Raw genomic sequence first — 18,139 nt, 5'->3', positions numbered from 1 at the left:
ATGTGCTCAAACATCCGATGTCGGCTGCTTCCCGCAGGCTTGCAGGCGACATCGGATCATTTTGTAGAAAATGACCGTGTGATCTGGAACCCGAAGTTTTACTCGGTTTCTGCGGCGCCTTTTCCTACAACCATTCCAGACACCGCCGGCTGTTCAACCCTCAAAAACTCATCTGCCACTGCCCGATCAACCCATGATTGCGACTGTTGCTGCCGATCTCGCCACTGTAACCCACACCCAATGTATGCCGCGCCGAGATGCCCACATCCAGCCCGGCTTCCAGCACCAGGCTGTCACGATCCAGCGAGCTGCCATCGACACTGAACGCCGTGCCGCCAGTCACAAACGCCTGACGCGTAGAGCTGCCGACATCGCCGTAGGTGTGCTTCCAGCCAGCGGCCATGCGCGGGGTCACGCTCATGCCGTTGTCCAGGCTGCTCAGGTGCGCCAGGCGCAGGCCGAAAGTACTGCTGAAGTTGTCCTGGGTCTGGCCGTCGACTTGCAGCGCGGCGGCGCCACCTTTTTCCTTGTAGCTGTCGCGGTGGTAACGCTGATAACCGAGGCTGGCGAACGGTTCGGCGCTGAGGCGGCCGCTGCCCATGGCATAGCCGAGTTCGGCGAAGGCTTGCTGGCTGTCGGCGTCGTAGTCGCCTTTCGGGCGGTCGCTGAAACCATTGAAGGCGATGGTGCGTTTGCTTTCACCTTGATGGCCGCTGTACGCCGCGCCGAGACGCAGCGAGATCGGGCCGTTCTGATGCAACGCATAGACGCCGGCGTGCCAGCTCTCGACGTTGCCGTCGACGCCGGTCGCGTCCAGATCGGTTTTCGAATAGCCGCCCAGTACGCCCAGGCGCCACGCCGGACTCAGCACCCAGTCGGCGCCCAGCACGCTGCCCTTGGTGCGTTGTTCCAGACCGCTGCTGCCGTGTTCGCCATCGAGCTTGCCGTAGCCGCCGATACCTTGCAGCCAGAGCCGGCCGCGCGCATTCGGATCGTTCAGATTACGCGCCTCGGAGGGCACCCCATTGGCCGCCAGCACGGGGGTGTCACCCTGATCGAGACCGACCATCAATCCCGGGCTGCCGCCCATTTGCTGCATCGCCGAGAGCATGCTGCTGCCGACCTGACTGCTGGCGCCGAGGGTGGCGCTGGTCAGGTTGGCGTTGCTGGCACCGGCCAGTTGCTCGATCGCCGCGCCGGCACTGCTTTGGCTGGTATTGAGCAGGGCGTTGTACAACGCATTGTTTTTACCGATCGAGGCGAGGCTGTTGGCGGCGTTGCTGGCGTTACCGGTCGCGGCGAACTCATTGAACGCCACGTCATTGCGGGTGTAGGTCAGATCGACCTGCGTTGGCGTGTAGGCGAGGGTCGGCGTCAGGAACGCGTAGTCGCTGCTGACCTTGCCGAAGGTGCCGTTGACCTGTGCCGCTTGCAGCACGGTGTAGTGGCTCTGCCATGGATAGGTGCCGCTGCCGGGATTCACCGCAAGCGTTGCGCCGTTGAGATTGGCGATGCCGCCGACCTGTACCGGCACGCTGCTGCCATCGGCGTTGACGCCGTAGGCGAGGGTGGCGGTGCTGCCCATGGTCAAATCGCGAACAATCGTGGCGCGGCCGAGGCTGGTATCGGTGCGCAATGTACCGTTGACAGTGAGGCTGCCCACCGAACCGCCACCGGCATACACACCGCCGGCATCCACGGTCAGGTTGCCGGCGATACTGCCTTGGTTGACCAGTGTGGCACCGTTGCGCACCGCGCCGCCGTCGCTGAAATCATCATGGCCGGTCAGCGTCCACGCGCCTTGCTTGACCTCCAGCCATTCGAAGTTGCGACTGGCGCCGAAGCTGCCACCGGCCGCGTCCTCCATCACCACACGGTCATAACCGCTGCCGCCATCCACCACGCCGACAAAGCGACTGCCGTTGCGCAGGGTCAGACTGTCGTTACCGCCACCCAGATCCAGCGCCAGGCCATTGCTGCCACTGATCGTGCCGGCGTTGATGACGTTGTCGGCGAATTCACCGACGAGCTTCACGCCGAAACCGTTGAGGCCTTGAATGTTGCCGAAGTTTTCCAGCGTGGTCGCCGCCAGCCCGGAGCCGCCGCTGCCATCGTCGACCAGAATGGCGCTGTCGGCACCGCTGATCAAAGCGTTGCTGGCGTTGAGGATGTAACCGCCACCCAGCGCGATACCTTCGCTGCCGTTGGCGAAACCGCCCTTGTCCACCCCGCCGGCACCGACGCCCTGAAGGGTCCCGTAGTTTTCGATATGGGCGATCTTGTCGATGTCCACGCCATCGCCATCACCGTTTGCTTGCAAGCCTGAGTAAGCGCCAGTGATGGTGCCGTGGTTGATCACCGTGCCATCGCCGTCGGAGCCGAAACCCGAACCGTTGCGGCCAGTGATCTGCCCGTAGTTGATCAGCGTCGCGCCAAGATCGGTGGTGATGCCGTGACGGCCGCCGGAAATCACTCCGTAGTTGGTCACGCTGACACCGCTCGCGGAATCGATGTCAATGCCGTCGAACTTCTCGTCGGCATTGTGCGAATCGCCGGTGGAAATCTCGCCGTAGTTGGTAATGGCCGCGTTGGCACCGGTCTTCATGCCGTCACTGGCGTCGCCGCGAATCAGTCCGCCGGCACGGTTGATGATGGTGGTCTTCACCCCGTCGCTGCGTAGCGCATCGAGGTCCAGCCCCTGGCCAGTGGTGGAGCGAATCACGCCGCTGTTGTCGATCAACAGGCTGCCGCTGACGAAGTTGCTGTCGATGCGCAAGGCGTCGTTGGCGCCGAGAATCTGCCCGCCGCTGCGGTTGTAAATCGTGTAGTTGCGAGCCTGGGTCAGGTCGCCGCTGCTGTCGATGGCCCGACCACCGCTGGAAACGATTTTGCCGGCGTTATCGATCACCACACCCGCACCACTGGTCTTGTCTTTCAGGCTCACGGCCTTGCCGCTGTTGGTGATGCTGCCCGGCGCGGAAATCGTCAATGTGTCGCTACCACCCAGCGTTTGCGCTGAAGTGGTGGCTGTGTCGATCTGCACGGTTTTAGCGTTTGCCGATGTGGCAGCGATCAACAGGGCAATGGCGAGGGACAGACGCTGGGGCGGGAACGGCATGGTCGGACGGCCTTTTTGTTATAAGCGGGCCGTCCTGTATAGCGAAGGGTTTTTACAGAATGATGTCGGTGGTTGATCTGCATTGTTTTGCGTTCAGAGCTTGATGATCAGGGTTTTATCTGCATTTTGTTGCAGATTTATGCGCTCTATTGGCTTTAAAATGCACTATATTGCATCTAACAGTAAAAAAGCTTTTGCTGAAATGCATTTAAATGCAGGTGGGAAAGTATGTACAACCTGACCTTACAGATATTCACGGCGGGTAGATGGCAAGACGCGATGATTCTGAGTTTCGACGATCCTGAAAAGGGTTTCGAGAGTCGCTGCAGTTTTGGCTACGAAACGGCCTACCTTGCTGAAAATATTGAAGTCATAGGTTCTCCGTTTTCCAAGGCCGTCAGTGCGTTGTACCCACTGGATTGGGACGGCTATCGTTCCAAAACGCCGGCATTTGTGCACGACATTGCTCCCGCAGGGGCAGCCAAACGCTTTTTGCTTGCACGTCTAGGTCAAGAAAAACCGGCGAACATCAGCGCCGATTTATATCTGCTCGGTCGCAGCACGCCAGCCCCCATCGGCAATATGCGCATAAAAGAGTCGGCCGAGGTGATCGATGAGCGCAAGCCAATCGGATTCAAGCGTGAGGATGTCATCCAGCGTGACAACCGCTTTCTCGAATATGCCTATGAGCTGGGTGCGGCAATCGGTGGAGCTACCGGCGCGGGTGGTGAAGCGCCGAAGCTTTTATTGGCCGAGAACAAGGCTGGTCTCCTGTATCCCGATGCCGTATTGGATGACAACAAAGTCAGACAGCACTGGTTTGTGAAATTTGCCAGAAACAGAGGCGGTCTGACCGATCAAGACATCCTGCGAAGCGAATTCCATTACTACAAGGCGCTTCAGAAGCTCGGTATCGAAACGATCGCGGCCGAAGGCTTGGCACTGGAAGAAGCGAACAAACCAAGTTTGTGGATGCAGCGTTTTGATCGCAAGGTGAGCGACGGCGAGGTAAGCCGCTTGGCTGTCGAATCGATTTACTCGTTGGCTCAAGTGACGACGCCGGGAAGTGCGATGAACCATATGGAGGTCATTCACATGCTCGCCGGGCTCTGGCGCAGAGCAGGGCAGGCCAGCCAGATACCCGCTCTTGTGACGGACTACTTACGCCGGGATCTGATCAACAAAATCCTTGGTAACTCGGATAACCATGGTCGTAACACCGCGATCATTCGTCAGGCAAACAACTTTCGCCTGGCGCCGATTTATGACCTGGCGCCTATGGTCATGGATGACGAGGGCGTGACCCGTACGACCAAGTGGCCAAGAGATCTGGAGCGAGCGGGAGACGTCGATTGGCGTGGAGTTTGCCGCGCATTGGCGGACATTGCTGAACCGGATGACCCACTGGCAGCGCTATGTGATGCGCCGGCTCTTTTCGAACGATTGCGCGAAGATGCCCAACGTCTGGCGGCGCTGCCAGACATATTGACGGCCAGTGGTTTGCCCGACAGAACCATGAACCACCCAGGCATTCATCTGAAAAATCTGGAGCAACGCTTGAAAGAGTGGGATCTGCAATGAGCATGACGGTAGCTGAGCGCACGGTGCTCATCGAAAGCATTCAAGAGGCGCTGGCCCAAGGGACACTGGAGATCGGTGAAGCCGTTCGCCGTTTGCGCGTGGAAGTGACCGGTCTGCATCAGACCCAGTTTGCGAAGATGTGCAAAATATCGGTGCGCACGCTGGTGCATATCGAACACGGCGAGGGCAACCAGACACTTAAATCGTTGAATGCAGTGTTTCGTCCGTTTGGCCTGAAAATGGGCGTTGTGCGGGTACGCCGAGAGCCCCATTAAAACCCGACGCAGCCCGCAAGGTGCCGATCCCCCTAGCTCCGCCGCACGTAAGCCTTGCCGTAATGCCGCTCCATTCGTGCCTGAATCAACTCCAGGCCAATCGACATCAACCAGTAAATGATCGCCGCCGTCGTCAGCATTTCGATATAGCGGTAACTTGAGCGTCCATAGGACTGCGCGAGAAACATCACTTCCCAGACGCCCATCACCGAGATCAGTGACGAGTCCTTGAGCATCGAGATGAACTGGTTGGTGGTGGGCGGGATCATCGTGCGCATGGCTTGCGGCAGGGTGATGCGCCAGAAAATCACCGTCTCGCGCATTCCCAATGCCAGCGAAGCTTCGCGTTGGCCGTGGTCGACTCCGAGGATGCCGGCGCGAAAGATCTCGCTGAGGTAGGCGCCGTAGTTCAACGACAGGGCAATGATGCCCGCGACGATGGCGCCAGGCACGATGCCCAGTTGCGGCAAGCCCAGGTAGATCAGCAGGATCTGTATGAGCAGTGGCGTGCCGCGAAAGAACGAGGTGTAAAAACTGGCGATGCCGAACGCCACGGCGCTGTTCGACAGGCGTGCCAATGCTGTGATGAAGCCCAGCAGGGACGAGGCGACAATCGAGCACACACAGAGGAAAAGCGTCAGCGCCGCACCCTGTAGAAAACCGTTGGGCGCCAGGTGCAGGCCGACCAGATTGGGCAGTTTGTCGAGGATGATCGAGAACTTCAGATCGAAACTCAGGAAGAACCCGGCGAACAGGCAGAACAGCGTTGCCCAGGTCAGGTACAGCCGCGTACGAAAACCGAACAAGCGTTGCAGGCGTGATTCAGCCACCGGTTGCGGTGGCTGTGGCGGTGTCGGGAAAGAAGTCATTGGCTGATATCAGCGCCGATCCATTTTTGCGACAGCTTGCTCAGGGTGCCGTCCTGTTTCAGTTGCGCGAACACCTCGCGCACTTTGGCATCCCATTGCGCGTCACCCTTTTCGATGGCCACCGAGTTCGGCTCTGAATACAGCGGCGTGCCGGCCAGTTTAAAGCGTTTGTCTTGGTTCAGGCGTGGCTGCGCGGTGACGAGGTTGGTGAGGATCGCATCCAGGCGCACGCCGGCGCCCAGACCCAAATCCTGGAAGGCGACGTTGTCGGTATCGTACGGCGCGACCTGCACATCTTCGAACGGGTATTGCAGCTGCGTGTCTTCGGCACCTTCGATGACCAGGTTCTTGTTCAGATAGCTTTCGTAACTGGACGCGCTGGTGAGGCCGACTTTTTTGCCACTCAGATCCCTGGCATTGTGGATCCGCTCATCCTTGGCGTTGACCACGATCACCGCTGGCGAAGCGTAGTACTCGACCGGGAAATCGAACACCTCGGCGCGGGCCTTGCTCGGTGTCATCGAGCAGATGCAGATATCGTAGCGCCCGCTCCAGCGGCCGGCGGCAATGACGTCCCAGGACGGCGTTTCCAGTCGCAGCTTGACGCCTAACTTGTCAGCCACGGCTTTGGCGACATCAACGTCGAAGCCATCAAGCTGGTTCTGGTCATTGAGAAACGAGAACGGTGGATAGCTTTCCATCAGCACGCCGACCAGTTCTTTTTTTTGCTCGATACGGTCCAGCGTGGTGCCAGCAAAGGCTTGCGTGGAGGCGGCCAGAATGGTCAGGCCCAGGGCCAGTAGCGGTTGAAGTTTCACAGTCGATCCCTGAGCAAAAAAGAGGTTGTTATTAACCGGATGGTGCGTATTAAATAGTTATAAGAACGACTCTGATAGTGAGTTATTTTCATAAGCATATGAGTGAAAAGCATATGGGCGCAGCAAGCACGATTATTCTCGATGGTGGCATGGGCCGTGAGTTGCAGCGCGCCGGTGCGCCATTTCGCCAGCCGGAGTGGTCGGCGCTGGCGTTGAGTGAAGCACCACAAGCGGTGGAGGCGGTACATGCTGCTTATATCGCCAGTGGCGCCAATGTGATTACCACCAACAGTTATGCCGTGGTGCCGTTCCATATTGGCGAAGCGCGCTTCGCCGCTGAAGGTCAGGCGCTTGCCGCGTTGGCCGGAGAGCTGGCGCGACGTGCGGTGCAGGCCTCGGGAAAATCCGTGCGGGTGGCCGGCTCATTGCCGCCGCTGTTCGGCTCCTATCGTCCGGATCTGTTCGAGGCCACCCGAGTGACCGAGTTGCTGGCGCCCTTGGTCAATGGCCTGGCCCCCCACGTTGATCTGTGGCTGGCGGAAACCCAGAGTTCGATCATCGAGGCGCGAGCCATTCACGCCGGGTTGCCGAAGGATGGCAAACCATTCTGGTTGTCGTTCACCTTGAAGGATGAAGACACCGACGAAGTGCCGCGCCTGCGCTCTGGAGAGCCAGTCGCCGAAGCCGCTGCGGTCGCGGCTGAATTGGGCGTCGAAACATTGTTGTTCAATTGCAGTCAGCCGGAAGTGATCGGTGCCGCGATTGATGCCGCGCGTGACACCTTCGAGCGTCTGGGGGTGAAGATTCAGATTGGCGCTTATGCCAACGCGTTTCCACCGCAGCCAAAAGAAGCCACGGCCAATGACGGGCTCGATCCGTTGCGTGAGGATCTGGATCCGCCGGGTTACTTGCATTGGGCAATTGATTGGCAGCAGCGCGGTGCCAGCCATTTGGGCGGGTGCTGCGGGATCGGGCCGGAACACATCGCGGTGCTTGCGCAAAAGCTGGGCTGAAAACAGATCAAAAGATCGCAGCCTGCGGCAGCTCCTACACGGTGAACGTCAATCCCGTGTAGGAGCTGCCGAAGGCTCAGGCCGCGTTCGGACGATCTTTTGCTTTGACGATTTAACTACGGCACTCGACCAAGCCTTTCACCTGCCCGTCGGACGTCTGATTCTCATCCGACAGCCACTGCTCGAAACCTGCCGCAATTGCCGGCCACTCTCCATCCAGAATCGAGTACCACGCGGTATCGCGGTTCTGACCCTTGACCACCATGTGCTGACGGAACACGCCTTCGAAGCTGAAACCCAGACGTTCGGCGGCGTACTTGGAGCGGGCGTTGCCGTTGTTGCATTTCCATTCGAGGCGGCGGTAGCCAAGGTCGAAGGAATGCTTGGCCAGCAGGTACACCGCCTCTGTACTTCTCGGCGAGCGCTGCATTGGCGCGCCGAAGGTGACGTGGCCGATTTCGATGCGACCCTGGCCCGGGACGATCGACATCAGGCTGAGAATGCCTTGCACCTGATTGGTCGCGCGGTCGATAACACTGAAGAAATACGGGTCGCTGGCGGCCGCGTGGTTGTTCAGCCAAGCGTCGAAAGTGCGGCGTTCCGGAAAAGGTCCATAGGGCAAGTAATCCCAGAGTTTCGGGTCGGCGCCGGGGCCTTCGAGGGCGGCGAACAATTCGTCGCCATGGCGCGCCGGGTCGAGTCGTTCCAGGCGAATGAAGCGACCTTCGAGCAGGGTGGCGGTAGGGGCGGGGACGCCTTTCCAGTCAGCGAGTGATGCGGTCATGTACGCGTCTCCTTAAATGGCTTTGCGAAACTGGATGAAGCCCGGGCGTTCGGCGATGCGCTCGTAGAGCTGGATCGCGGTGGTGTTGGATTCGTGGGTCAGCCAGTGCACTTTGCAGCAGCCGTCAGCCTTGGCCGTGGCGTAAACGTGTTCGATCAACAGGCGGCCGACACCGCTGCCACGAGTCTCCGGCGCCACCAGCAGATCCTGCAGGTAGCAGGAGTTTTCGATGCTCCAGTTCGAGCGATGGTAGATGTAATGCACCATGCCCACCGCTTTGCCATCGGCCCAGGCCAATGCCGCGTGGGTCGGTTCGCTCGGTTCGAGAAAACGTTGCCAGGTGCTTGCCGTCACAGCTTCCGGCAGTTCGCTATTGTAGAACCGCAGGTAGGCCTGCCACAGCGGCAGCCACGCGGCGTGGTCGTCGGCGCTGACCTGGCGAATGTCGATCTGACTCATGGTGATTTCCTTAGCGCATCAATCGGGCGAGGGTTTGATCATTGATTTCCGGGCTGGCCGCCAGGCCTTCGCGTACGCCGGCAATGTCTTCGGCGCTGCGGTTCTGGCTGAGCTTGCGTTTGCCTTCGAGGCGGTCGATGGGAATGGCGAAACCGACAATCGCTTTGAGCATGCCGTCGATGTAATCGGCAGGCGCATCGGCGACGGACCACGGTTGCGCGCGGCCGGCTTCATGACGATCGGTGAGGGTGCTGACGATGTCGAGCAGGCGTCCGCCGTCGCTGAAAGTTTCGGCGTGGCCATAGGCATGCACGGCGATGTAGTTCCAGGTCGGCACGACTTTGCCGTGCTCGGCCTTGCTCGGATAAAAGCCCGGGCTGACGTAGGCATCGGCGCCGGCGAAGATCAGCATGGCTTCGGCACCGTCGCGCAAGTCTTTCCACTGTGGGTTGGCGCGGGCCAGGTGCCCGTACAGCGTGCCGTACTCGCCTTGTTCGCAATGCAGCAGCACCGGCACGTGGCTGGCCTGCAAGCCACTTTCGCCATGGGTCACCAGAATGGCGAGGCGGGTAGCAAGGATCAGTTCGTGCAGTTGGGACAGGTCTTCGATGGCAAAGGCGCGTGGCGTGTACATGGACAGATTTTCCTTGGCGAATGCCTGCATCGTAGGCAGGCTATTGGTCTGTTGTAAGAGCCATTGATGACCAATTTCATAGGTCCATTGCCATGCCCGATTCGCCGACGCTATCCATGCCCTTCAACCCTGCCGGTATCGAGCTTGATCGCCGCCAGGGATTGAGTCGTCAGCTTTATCAGGCGTTGCGCCTGCGGGTGCTGGATGGGCGGTTGGCGAGTGGTACGCGGTTGCCGGCCAGTCGCGATCTGGCGGCGGCGTTGGGGATTTCGCGTAACAGCGTGGTGCGCGCCTACGATCAACTGTATGCCGAAGGGTTTATCGAAGGGCGGGTCGGGGACGGGACTTATGTCGCGCAATTGATGCCGATAACGGCTCCAGCAAAAAAACTATCCACAAAAGTATCCACAGGGTTTTCAACAGGCTTACCCACAGCCTTATCCACAAATTGGCTGGATTTACCTGTGCTTTCATCCAGTAAAGTTATCCACAGCGGTGGTTTTTCGCGCATTGAAAAGAACCATTTGGCCCGGCCACCGAGTGGTCCGCCGCGAGCGTTCAGGGTGGGGGTTCCGGCGTTTGATCTGTTCCCGTTCGAGGTGTGGGCCAAGCTGAATGCGGCTTTCTGGCGTAAACCGGATCTGGAGCAACTGTGTTACGGCGATCCGTCCGGCGATGCGCGCCTGCGTGCAATGATCGCCGCTTATTTGCGCAGTTCGCGCGGCATGCAGTGTTCGCCTGAACAAATTGTGATCACCAGCGGCGCACAGCAGGGCATTAGCCTTTGTGCACAGTTGCTGGTGGAGCCGGGCGACGGTGTGGCGATCGAGAATCCGGGCTACCGCGCGGCCGGTCATGCGTTCGCCGTGGCGGGCGCTCGTTTGCACGGTATTGCCGTGGATGAAGAGGGCATGGATTGCTCGGCGTTGTCGGCCACTGGCAATTGCCGCGTGGCCTATGTGACGCCCTCTCATCAATACCCGACCGGTGTAGTGATGAGCCTTGCCCGACGCCTCGAACTGCTCGCCTGGGCCGAGCGCAACCAAGGCTGGATCGTCGAGGATGACTACGATGGCGAGTACCGCTACACCGGGGCGCCGCTGGCACCGTTGGCGGCACTCGATCGTCAGGGGCGGGTGCTGTATGTCGGAACGTTCGGCAAGGTTGCGTTCCCGGCATTGCGCCTCGGTTATCTGGTATTGCCCCCGGCGCTGGTCGATGCCTTCTCGCAACGCCGGGCCGTGGACGTCCGGCATTCCGAGGTGAGTACGCAAGCGGTGATGGCCGAGTTCATGGCGGCCGGGCATTTCCAGCGGCATATCCGGCGAATGCGCCGCGCCGCCCTGAGCCGGCGCAATACCTTGCTCGACGGTTGGCCGACCGCCATTGCCGGCGTGGGCGACTTGCCCGCGGTGTCCGCCGGGCTGCATCTGACCGTGGCTGTTAACAGCATCGAGCGCGAGCAGCAGTTGATTGCGCAAGCTGCTCGCGTCGATGTCGAGATCAACGGCTTGAGCAGCTACTGGCTGCCCGATTCCACGACACCTTTGGCGCAACGCGCTGGACTGGTGCTGGGCTTCGCCGCCGTTCCTGAGCCAGCGATCAACGCTGCGTTGGCTCGGTTGCGACAGGCCTGGCAAGTGTGAGGAACAGCGCCTGCGCGGACAGGTTGGAAATGCCGCTGCGATGAACATTGATCAGAGCCTGATCGTTCAGTAAACGTGGCTCATAGGCACCGCGCATATACCGTTGCGCTACGGTTTTCATGTGCCCGACGGGGAAAGGGGCGACAGGCGCTTGTGCGCTGCTGTAATGGAAATGGGCGTAGCACAACACTTTGTGCGTGTGAGCATCGCGAATTTCATATTCATCGAGAAAGTCTCTGGCCTGGACGTTGAGTCGGTGTCGAGTCACGGTTTGTGCGATCGTCACCTCTCCCTTGTTCTTCAGCCACTCGATCCCGGCCGCCGTCGGCAATTGTTGCTTGACCATCCTGATACGCGTGGCGGTGCCTTTGGTTTCAAGGGTGTGAGCAGCCTCGTCGAGTTTGTGGCCGAGTGCTTCGGTGGGTTTCTTCAGGTCGGCCGTCAGATTGCTCAGGGTCAGGGCTTCGTCGATGGCCGCGTTGGCGTCTCGCAAAGCGGTGGCATGGTTGTGGTATTGCTCTTCGATCTCGACAGGTATCCGTGGTCCTCGTTTGAGTTGGGCTTCGATACGCCGGTGGAACGCGGCCAAGCCGTCGAGCAGGGCCTGGCCATCCCGGATGCTGTGGTTGAGGTCAGAACGGATTCTGGGTGGCTGCGGTGTGGCTCTGCGCTGTTCGACCCAGACACCGGGTGATTCTTCCTCAAATGTGGCGATGACCCCCGTCAGGGCGGTCCGCACTTCCACCTGATCGGTGTCCTGGCCTTCGAGACTTTGTTTGCGCTGGCCAACCAGCGTACGTCTGGATTTGGTTTTGATGATCTGTCGTGCCGAGGTTTGCCGGGAAGGACCCCCTGCCGGTTCCAGCAAATGCTTGTAGCGCAGCAAATCGGCCAACTTTATATCTGTGCGGGCCTTGAACGCTTTGACGCGATTGCGCACATGCATCAGTCGCTCGGTGTTGATCCGATCGGGATAGTCGATCAGCAGATCGCCAAAACGTTGATTGATCGAGGTAAATTGTTCGGCAACATTGCTCAAGGCGTCCTTGCGTTCGCGCAGGTTGTCGAGGCTTTCATCGGCGGTCAGGTTCAATGCGCTCTGGATATTCAGTGCAGCATCTTCGATGAGCGTGGACAGGGTCTGATAGGCGTTGGTGCCCGTGGTGGTATCACCTGCCTTGATGCAGATCTCCTGGCCGAGGCTGATCTGCAACAGCTTGAGGTCATTCAGATCATATTTGGGCAGCACTTCGCGATAGGTTTGAGTCACCTTGGCCGCATCACTTCCCAGCAACATCAGCTCGTCAAAGCGGGTCTGGGCCGACTCTATCTTTTCAATAATGGCCTGGGTCTGATCGGTCATTGTTTCGAACGACTGAACAAACACCTCTACGGCGAAACCGCTTTCATCGGCAATCATTGTCTGCATCGTCTCCAGACTCGCCTGGAACTCCTTGGTATGCAGCTGGAGCCATTCCTGGCCGAGGAACAACTGCATTTCAAGTCGTTGAATCATGACCTCCCGGTAGTTGGGAATGGTTTCCTTGTTATTCAACGCTTTGATCTGTTCGATGCTCGCACCATAGGCCTTGTGCTGTGAGTCGAGCGTATCCAGATACCGCTGACGCGCTTGCGCACGGTCTTGCGCTGGTGCGTTGTTGAACGCGTCGTGGTCGGCGTCACGCTGAGTGCCTTTGGCTTTCATCGTCTTGTCGAAAGCGCTGATGGTGATGCTCAACTGTTTGGCGGTTTTTTTACTGAAGTCCTGAGCTTTCTCAAGCGCTGAGTCGAGTCCGCCGCCGCGCAAACGCAAGCGCAGATCGACCACCCATTGACCATTGGCGGTTCGGCTCAGCAAGGGCCCGAGCCGCCGCGTCGGTGGGCGTGAGTCGATGATCTGGACATCCGCGTGTTCGTTGAGCGTGACTTCGAACCAGCGCTTGCCGACGGGGGCGAACCATTGTTTCTGGCGCGCATGCAGGTGTCTGTGCGTGCCCTCGCTGGTGGCATCGCCGATGCCCCTGGGTTTGGCAATCTGAAAACTGTCGAGCAACGTGGTCAGCGCGACGGGCGATCGCTTCAGTGCGGCAAAAGGGTTGATCGATATTTGATGAGCGCCGGGCAGCGCGCTGCCGGTGATATCCGGCAGCTGCAGTGTTTTGCTGATGACCGGGGTGGTCGTGATGGGCTGGGTGGAGTCTTCCAGCGTGATCGATTCGCGGTGTGGTTTGTCGCCGACCGCTGCGCAATGGGCGAGTACCATGCCCAACGCCAGCAGGATGTCGGCGATAGCCGTCCAGGCGGTCTTGCCGGATTGCTCATTGGCGACATCGCTGACTTCTTGCAGGTCGTCCATGATCTGCCAGATCCACGCCGCTGTACCGACGCTGCGGCCGAGGAACGGCAATGCCGCGTTGAACAGCATCCAGCCGCCGTGTTTCAGCGTGGCCCAGCGCGCCTCTGCATCGGAGACCGACTGTCGGTCGGCCTGGGTCATCAGCGCCTGGACGTTGCTGTTGTGCAGCGTCGCCAGCACATCCTGTTCAATCGTCGCAGTGCCCAGGGCAACGGGACCGGACATATCGAGGGCGGTACTGGGGTTGATGAGCAATTGCGGAATCGTCCAAACCGAAGGCAGTCTCGCGGTGAAGACAAACTGGCTGTAATTGAAACGCACGTCGTCCGGCAACCAGGCCAGAATCGACTCACGCAGATGGCGAGATTGCTGGATTTCGTACAGCAGGTTGGCATGCGAAGGGAACTGCATCAGCGCCATCTCGAACAGCGGCCGGTAAAGCACACAGGGACCTTTGTCGACGTCGCGTGGACCGATGACAAACATGTTGTAGACAGTGTCGGCTTTTGAGGTGGTGCGGTGGACGACGAAAGCCAGCGGACGAATGACGATTTCCTCACGATCAACATGGCGTTCATCGCTGCTACCGGACAGTGCTGCAACCACATAGCGGTAGCCCTGATCAGTGATGCCGGCCTTGCCTTGTATTTTTTGCTGCAACGCCAGCAGCGGCAGTTCGATGGGTAACTGGCTGGTGTAGAGGCCTTGAAGAATCGGCGCTTGCTCGCTGTCGTCAATCAACAGGTTTTGCAGGTGCGCGGTGTAGGTCTGGCCGATATCGACGGTGCTCACCAGTTGTTCCAGGTAGCTCGCGGTCATCCAGTCAGGCAACTCGCTGCCATCCTTGTAGCGTACGGTTTTATTGCCCATCGGTTGTCCCGCGAGGTTTTGCAGGGCAAGTTCAATCAGCGACAGCGTCTGGGTCTGAGTGTTGCCGGGCAGCACGAATGTGCCCCAGACCACGAGGCTGGTGACGCTGATTTCGATGTCCTCGATCTTTACCTCGGCGGCGTTCGGATGCTCCTTGAGCATCTGTTGTTTCAGGGCATCACGGGCGAAGGCGTGCAGGCTGATGACTTCGCTCTGGAAGGATTTTCCCTTGTTCGTATGCTGCACCATGGTCAGGTCCAGCAGATGTCGGCTGTAACGGGTTTGATCGGCAGGCGCCGCGTTGTCGAGCCAGGCGGGCAGCATCGGACGCAAGCGCTCGAAATGAGGTTTGAGGCGTGGTGTCGGCTCTCGAGGATCGCCGACCGTCCCGGCATGCGGGTAGAGCGGGTTGGCGTTCGAATCCTGAAAAAAACTGATCTCGCCGAGGGCGTCCGCTTCAAGCGCGATCAAGGTACAGGCCTGATAGTCGAAGAAGTTGCCCTGTGGTTCGAACAAGCGCCATTTCAACCCGGCACCGGAGGCTTCTTTCCAGTAGCGACGGGGCAAGGCTTTGCCGAGTTCATCCAGTGATTCGAAAGACTCGAAACCCTGAATCACGGAATACGTCATGATCCAGGTGCTTTCGCCGTCGGTACCGATCAGCACCGCCGTATCGAGCAGGGCCAGATGCTCTGGGTCGTGACCCTCGTTACGGTCCAGATCAATCAGGCAGGCGCGTACCTGGTATTTGCCGGTTGGCAGGCGCTGGTGTTTGTCCGGGTGCCGGTAGACCGCCTCGATCATGGCACGCTGGTTGGCATTCCAGTCGGGATGGGCCTCGACGTTCCACAGGTTGCGCAAGGCTTGCGACAGTTGCTGCCAGCGTGGTTGCCCCGGGTAGGTGAACTCGTCCCAATAGTCGACTTGCTGTTCCTTGAAGGCAATGAACAACAAAGGTGCCAGTTCGTTGAGCAGTTTGCCGACGGCGCTGATTTTCACCGGCAACTGGATGGCGGCGGGCTGGTCGGGCTGCAAGGTCAGATAATGTTCGCCGTCGAGGTATGTCACGGCAGTGCCGGAGAGGCCCAGGCGCACCAGTGTGTCGGTGAGCGATTCAATCAAGTGGCGTCCGGGGACGACCTCATTATCCTGAATGACCCAGGCCGGTCTCACCACCATGGCCAGTTGAGGGTCGATATCGAGGTCCGGGTACAGCGTCTTGAGTGCCGGTCGCAACGCTTTCGAGGCAACTTCTCGCAGCGAAGGGCCGGTCACCAGTTGGGTCAGGATATCTACGGCGCTGGGCGAGGGGATTTCGGGCATGGGCAACACCTCTGCACTGATGGGCGCGCGCCGGGACGGCGGCGAATCCGGGCAAGGTAGAGGCAGGCGGCGTGAAGCGTGCGGTAGATAAATATAGCGGGCCAAAAAAAGACCCGCACCGGCAGGTCTGGTTTTGTGTGTCTGGCTTGAATCCGTTTATTGCTCGAACCCTTCAAGCACGTTCACCGCATTGATGCCGATTTCTTCTACGGCGTAGCCACCTTCCATGACGAACAGCGTCGGTTTACCGAGGGCGGCAATGCGCTTGCCCATCGCCAGATAATCCGGGCTGTCGAGTTTGAACTGCGAGATCGGATCGTCCTTGAACGTGTCGACGCCGAGCGACACGACAATCACGTCGGCGCCGTAGCGGTCGATCTCGTCGCAGGCCTGATCCAGCGCCGCGCTCCACACGTCCCAGCCGGAGCCGGCGGGCAGCGGATAGTTGAAATTGAAACCTTCGCCGGCGCCTTCACCACGCTCATCGTCGTAGCCGAGGAAGAACGGAAACTCCGCTTCCGGATGGCCGTGGATCGAGGTGAACAGCACGTCGCTGCGCTCGTAGAAAATCGACTGCGTGCCATTGCCGTGGTGATAGTCGACGTCGAGGATCGCGACCTTCTTGTGGCCCTGATCAAGGAACGCCTGCGCGGCGATGGCAGCGTTGTTGAGGTAGCAATAACCGCCCATCAAATCGCTCGCGGCGTGGTGTCCAGGTGGGCGGCACAGGGCGAAGGCGCTGCGTGCGCCACGCTGGATTTGCGCTTGTGCGGTCAGGGCGACCTGTGCCGCGCTGTAGGCCGCTTGCCAGGTACCAGCGGTGATCGGTGCGCCACCGTCGAAACTGTAGTAACCGAGCTGGCCGTGCAGGCTGGTCGGTTTGATTGCACGCAGGGTGCGCGCCGGCCAGGTGTAGGGCAGCAAGTCACCGTCGGTATTGAATTCAGTCCAGCGCGCCCATGCGCCTTTGAAGAAGTCGAGGTAGTCGCGGCTGTGGATCCGGGCGATGGGTTCCAGGCCGAAATCCTGTGGCGCCTCGACCGGGCCGAGGTTCTGGTTCTCGACGCGCTGCAGGACGTGGTCGGCGCGCGACGGCATCTCGAAGCACGGCTTGAGCTGGCCATCGATGAGTTCACAGCGGCCATGGTGCAGGTGGTGATCGTCCGAGTAGATCGTCAGCATTTGTTGTTCTCCGCAGGGCTGATTCGGTTGCTCCCAGTGTTGCGGTGCGAGCTGAATCGGAGAACGGCAGGAAAGGCCAAAAGGGGATGGATATGGCCAAAAATCATGACCGAAATTCGCCCCTTCAGGTCCTGAACTGACTCGGCGCCACGCCGCTCCAGCGCACAAACGCATGGCGGAAGCTCGCTGTCTCGCTGAAGCCCAGAGTTTCTGCGATGCGGTAGATCGGCAACTGGTCCTCACACAACATCTGCTTGGCCCGCTCGAAGCGCAGTTCGTCGAGCAGTTCCTGATAGCTGCTGCCCATGTCCTTGAGATGCCGGCGCAAGGTGCGTGGCGAACACTTCATCTGTTGCGCCAGACCTTCCAGCCCCGGTGCTGCGTTCAACTGCGCGCTGAGCAGCTGCCGAATCCGCCCCAGCCACGCCTGACGCCCGGTGAATTCCAGGTTCTGCTTGCGGCAGCGTTCGGCCATGGCTTGATGAGTGATGAGATCGGCCAGCGGCAGCGGTTGATCGAGCCAGTGGCGGTCGAAGGCAAAGGCGTTGTCCTTGGCGGTGAAGTGCAGCGGGCTGTCGAAGTGCTCGGCATAGCTGTCGCGATAGTCCGGCGCGGCGTGCTCGAACCGCGTCGCGCGCAAGGGCAGCGGATGCCCGAGCAAGTCATCGCAAATGACTTTCAACGACACCAGGCAGAACTCGGCGTTGAACACCGCCATCGCCGGGCTCTCGCGGTAATCGGCGGCGACGAACCAGACGTGCTCGCCATCGTCTTCCAGACTCAGTTCGAAAAGTGTTCCCAGCAGAGCCGGATAACGGATCGCCAGGCGCAAAGCGTCACCGAAGGTGGCACAGGTCAACAGTGCGTAACCGAGGATGCCGTAGCAGGAAACATGCATGCGCCGGCCCAATTCCAGACCGATATCGCGCTTGAGCGCGACCGCGTTGGCGCAGACCTGCATCTCCTGATTGGTGGTGATGCGCGTGTCGGCACGGCTGAGATCCGCCGCACTGATCCCGCTGCCGGCCAGCAGCGCTTCGCTCGACAGGCCTTCGGCTTTGAAGGTGTTGAGGATCAGCGAGACGGCGTTGAGGGTGGTGAGGTGGGAGTGGAGCATAAGATCTTCCAGCCTGAGGATGGCTGGAATGCAGCAAGTTGCATGCCGCAGCAGCCCCTCACCCCAACCCTCTCCCAAAGGGAGAGGGGGCCGA

Annotated in this window: 13 protein-coding genes; 4 read left to right on the top strand and 9 right to left on the bottom strand. The window is 59.7% G+C overall.

Annotation, left to right across the window (positions count from 1 at the left end):
• Window positions 1–160: 160 nt before the first annotated feature.
• Complete coding sequence (locus tag ACZ0A4_RS23725; protein ID WP_463576548.1) at window positions 161–3,118, bottom strand: autotransporter outer membrane beta-barrel domain-containing protein; 2,958 nt, start codon at window positions 3,116–3,118, stop codon at window positions 161–163.
• Between the two features lie 228 nt (window positions 3,119–3,346).
• On the opposite strand from ACZ0A4_RS23725, the gene ACZ0A4_RS23720 reads away from it, so the two are divergent.
• Both ACZ0A4_RS23720 and ACZ0A4_RS23715 read left to right on the top strand, forming a co-directional pair.
• Window positions 3,347–4,699, top strand: coding sequence for a type II toxin-antitoxin system HipA family toxin (locus tag ACZ0A4_RS23720; RefSeq protein WP_463576547.1), 1,353 nt, complete (start codon window positions 3,347–3,349; stop codon window positions 4,697–4,699).
• Window positions 4,696–4,974, top strand: coding sequence for a helix-turn-helix domain-containing protein (locus ACZ0A4_RS23715; protein ID WP_194935738.1), 279 nt, complete (start codon window positions 4,696–4,698; stop codon window positions 4,972–4,974). Before ACZ0A4_RS23720 ends, ACZ0A4_RS23715 begins: the two co-directional genes overlap by 4 nt.
• A 32-nt stretch (window positions 4,975–5,006) precedes the next feature.
• On the opposite strand, the gene ACZ0A4_RS23710 is transcribed toward ACZ0A4_RS23715, so the two are convergent.
• Together ACZ0A4_RS23710 and ACZ0A4_RS23705 are read right to left on the bottom strand one after the other, a co-directional pair.
• Window positions 5,007–5,843: an amino acid ABC transporter permease gene (locus tag ACZ0A4_RS23710; RefSeq protein ID WP_463576546.1), complete on the bottom strand. Its 837-nt coding sequence runs from the start codon at window positions 5,841–5,843 to the stop codon at window positions 5,007–5,009.
• Window positions 5,840–6,661: an ABC transporter substrate-binding protein gene (locus ACZ0A4_RS23705; RefSeq protein ID WP_463576545.1), complete on the bottom strand. Its 822-nt coding sequence runs from the start codon at window positions 6,659–6,661 to the stop codon at window positions 5,840–5,842. The genes ACZ0A4_RS23710 and ACZ0A4_RS23705 overlap by 4 nt, the downstream gene beginning before the upstream one ends.
• A 113-nt stretch (window positions 6,662–6,774) precedes the next feature.
• Here ACZ0A4_RS23705 and ACZ0A4_RS23700 point away from each other — a divergent pair, with 113 nt between their 5' ends.
• Window positions 6,775–7,674: a homocysteine S-methyltransferase family protein gene (locus ACZ0A4_RS23700; RefSeq protein WP_463576544.1), complete on the top strand. Its 900-nt coding sequence runs from the start codon at window positions 6,775–6,777 to the stop codon at window positions 7,672–7,674.
• 112 nt (window positions 7,675–7,786) lie between these two features.
• On the opposite strand, the gene ACZ0A4_RS23695 is transcribed toward ACZ0A4_RS23700, so the two are convergent.
• Genes ACZ0A4_RS23695 through ACZ0A4_RS23685 form a run of 3 tightly spaced genes read right to left on the bottom strand, consistent with a single transcriptional unit; the run spans window position 7,787 to window position 9,551 of the window.
• Window positions 7,787–8,458, bottom strand: coding sequence for a GNAT family N-acetyltransferase (locus ACZ0A4_RS23695; protein ID WP_463576543.1), 672 nt, complete (start codon window positions 8,456–8,458; stop codon window positions 7,787–7,789).
• A gap of 12 nt (window positions 8,459–8,470) precedes the next feature.
• Window positions 8,471–8,917 carry a GNAT family N-acetyltransferase gene (locus ACZ0A4_RS23690; RefSeq protein ID WP_463576542.1) on the bottom strand — a complete coding sequence of 149 codons (447 nt, stop codon included), beginning with the start codon at window positions 8,915–8,917 and terminating at the stop codon, window positions 8,471–8,473.
• 10 nt (window positions 8,918–8,927) lie between these two features.
• Window positions 8,928–9,551 carry an FMN-binding negative transcriptional regulator gene (locus ACZ0A4_RS23685; protein ID WP_026000519.1) on the bottom strand — a complete coding sequence of 208 codons (624 nt, stop codon included), beginning with the start codon at window positions 9,549–9,551 and terminating at the stop codon, window positions 8,928–8,930.
• Between the two features lie 92 nt (window positions 9,552–9,643).
• On the opposite strand from ACZ0A4_RS23685, the gene pdxR reads away from it, so the two are divergent.
• Entirely contained in the window at window positions 9,644–11,197 is a 1,554-nt protein-coding gene (gene pdxR / locus ACZ0A4_RS23680; protein WP_463576541.1) for a MocR-like pyridoxine biosynthesis transcription factor PdxR, read from the top strand.
• On the opposite strand, the gene ACZ0A4_RS23675 is transcribed toward pdxR, so the two are convergent.
• From ACZ0A4_RS23675 to ACZ0A4_RS23665, 3 genes are all read right to left on the bottom strand, one after another.
• On the bottom strand, window positions 11,154–15,746 hold the full coding sequence (locus ACZ0A4_RS23675) for a dermonecrotic toxin domain-containing protein (protein WP_463576540.1): 4,593 nt from the start codon (window positions 15,744–15,746) through the stop codon (window positions 11,154–11,156). The two genes, pdxR and ACZ0A4_RS23675, sit on opposite strands and share 44 nt — an antisense overlap.
• A 156-nt stretch (window positions 15,747–15,902) precedes the next feature.
• Window positions 15,903–16,928, bottom strand: coding sequence for a histone deacetylase family protein (locus ACZ0A4_RS23670; protein ID WP_463576539.1), 1,026 nt, complete (start codon window positions 16,926–16,928; stop codon window positions 15,903–15,905).
• Between the two features lie 124 nt (window positions 16,929–17,052).
• A complete protein-coding gene (locus tag ACZ0A4_RS23665) occupies window positions 17,053–18,045 on the bottom strand; it encodes an AraC family transcriptional regulator (protein WP_463576538.1) in 993 nt (330 codons plus the stop codon).
• Window positions 18,046–18,139 lie beyond the last annotated feature (94 nt).

The organism is Pseudomonas sp. AC172, assembly GCF_979258595.1.
The sequence above is the reverse complement of the archived record's forward strand: the minus strand, read 5'-3'. Positions and strand labels throughout refer to the sequence as shown.

What these genes read in the sequence shown, in the direction of transcription:
- ACZ0A4_RS23725 (WP_463576548.1), bottom strand. Translation starts at nt 3,118, where the DNA reads ATGCCGTTCCCGCCCCAGCGTCTGTCCCTCGCCATTGCCCTGTTGATC.
- ACZ0A4_RS23720 (WP_463576547.1), top strand. Translation starts at nt 3,347, where the DNA reads ATGTACAACCTGACCTTACAGATATTCACGGCGGGTAGATGGCAAGAC.
- ACZ0A4_RS23715 (WP_194935738.1), top strand. Translation starts at nt 4,696, where the DNA reads ATGAGCATGACGGTAGCTGAGCGCACGGTGCTCATCGAAAGCATTCAA.
- ACZ0A4_RS23710 (WP_463576546.1), bottom strand. Translation starts at nt 5,843, where the DNA reads ATGACTTCTTTCCCGACACCGCCACAGCCACCGCAACCGGTGGCTGAA.
- ACZ0A4_RS23700 (WP_463576544.1), top strand. Translation starts at nt 6,775, where the DNA reads ATGGGCGCAGCAAGCACGATTATTCTCGATGGTGGCATGGGCCGTGAG.
- ACZ0A4_RS23695 (WP_463576543.1), bottom strand. Translation starts at nt 8,458, where the DNA reads ATGACCGCATCACTCGCTGACTGGAAAGGCGTCCCCGCCCCTACCGCC.
- ACZ0A4_RS23690 (WP_463576542.1), bottom strand. Translation starts at nt 8,917, where the DNA reads ATGAGTCAGATCGACATTCGCCAGGTCAGCGCCGACGACCACGCCGCG.
- ACZ0A4_RS23685 (WP_026000519.1), bottom strand. Translation starts at nt 9,551, where the DNA reads ATGTACACGCCACGCGCCTTTGCCATCGAAGACCTGTCCCAACTGCAC.
- pdxR (WP_463576541.1), top strand. Translation starts at nt 9,644, where the DNA reads ATGCCCGATTCGCCGACGCTATCCATGCCCTTCAACCCTGCCGGTATC.
- ACZ0A4_RS23675 (WP_463576540.1), bottom strand. Translation starts at nt 15,746, where the DNA reads ATGCCCGAAATCCCCTCGCCCAGCGCCGTAGATATCCTGACCCAACTG.
- ACZ0A4_RS23670 (WP_463576539.1), bottom strand. Translation starts at nt 16,928, where the DNA reads ATGCTGACGATCTACTCGGACGATCACCACCTGCACCATGGCCGCTGT.
- ACZ0A4_RS23665 (WP_463576538.1), bottom strand. Translation starts at nt 18,045, where the DNA reads ATGCTCCACTCCCACCTCACCACCCTCAACGCCGTCTCGCTGATCCTC.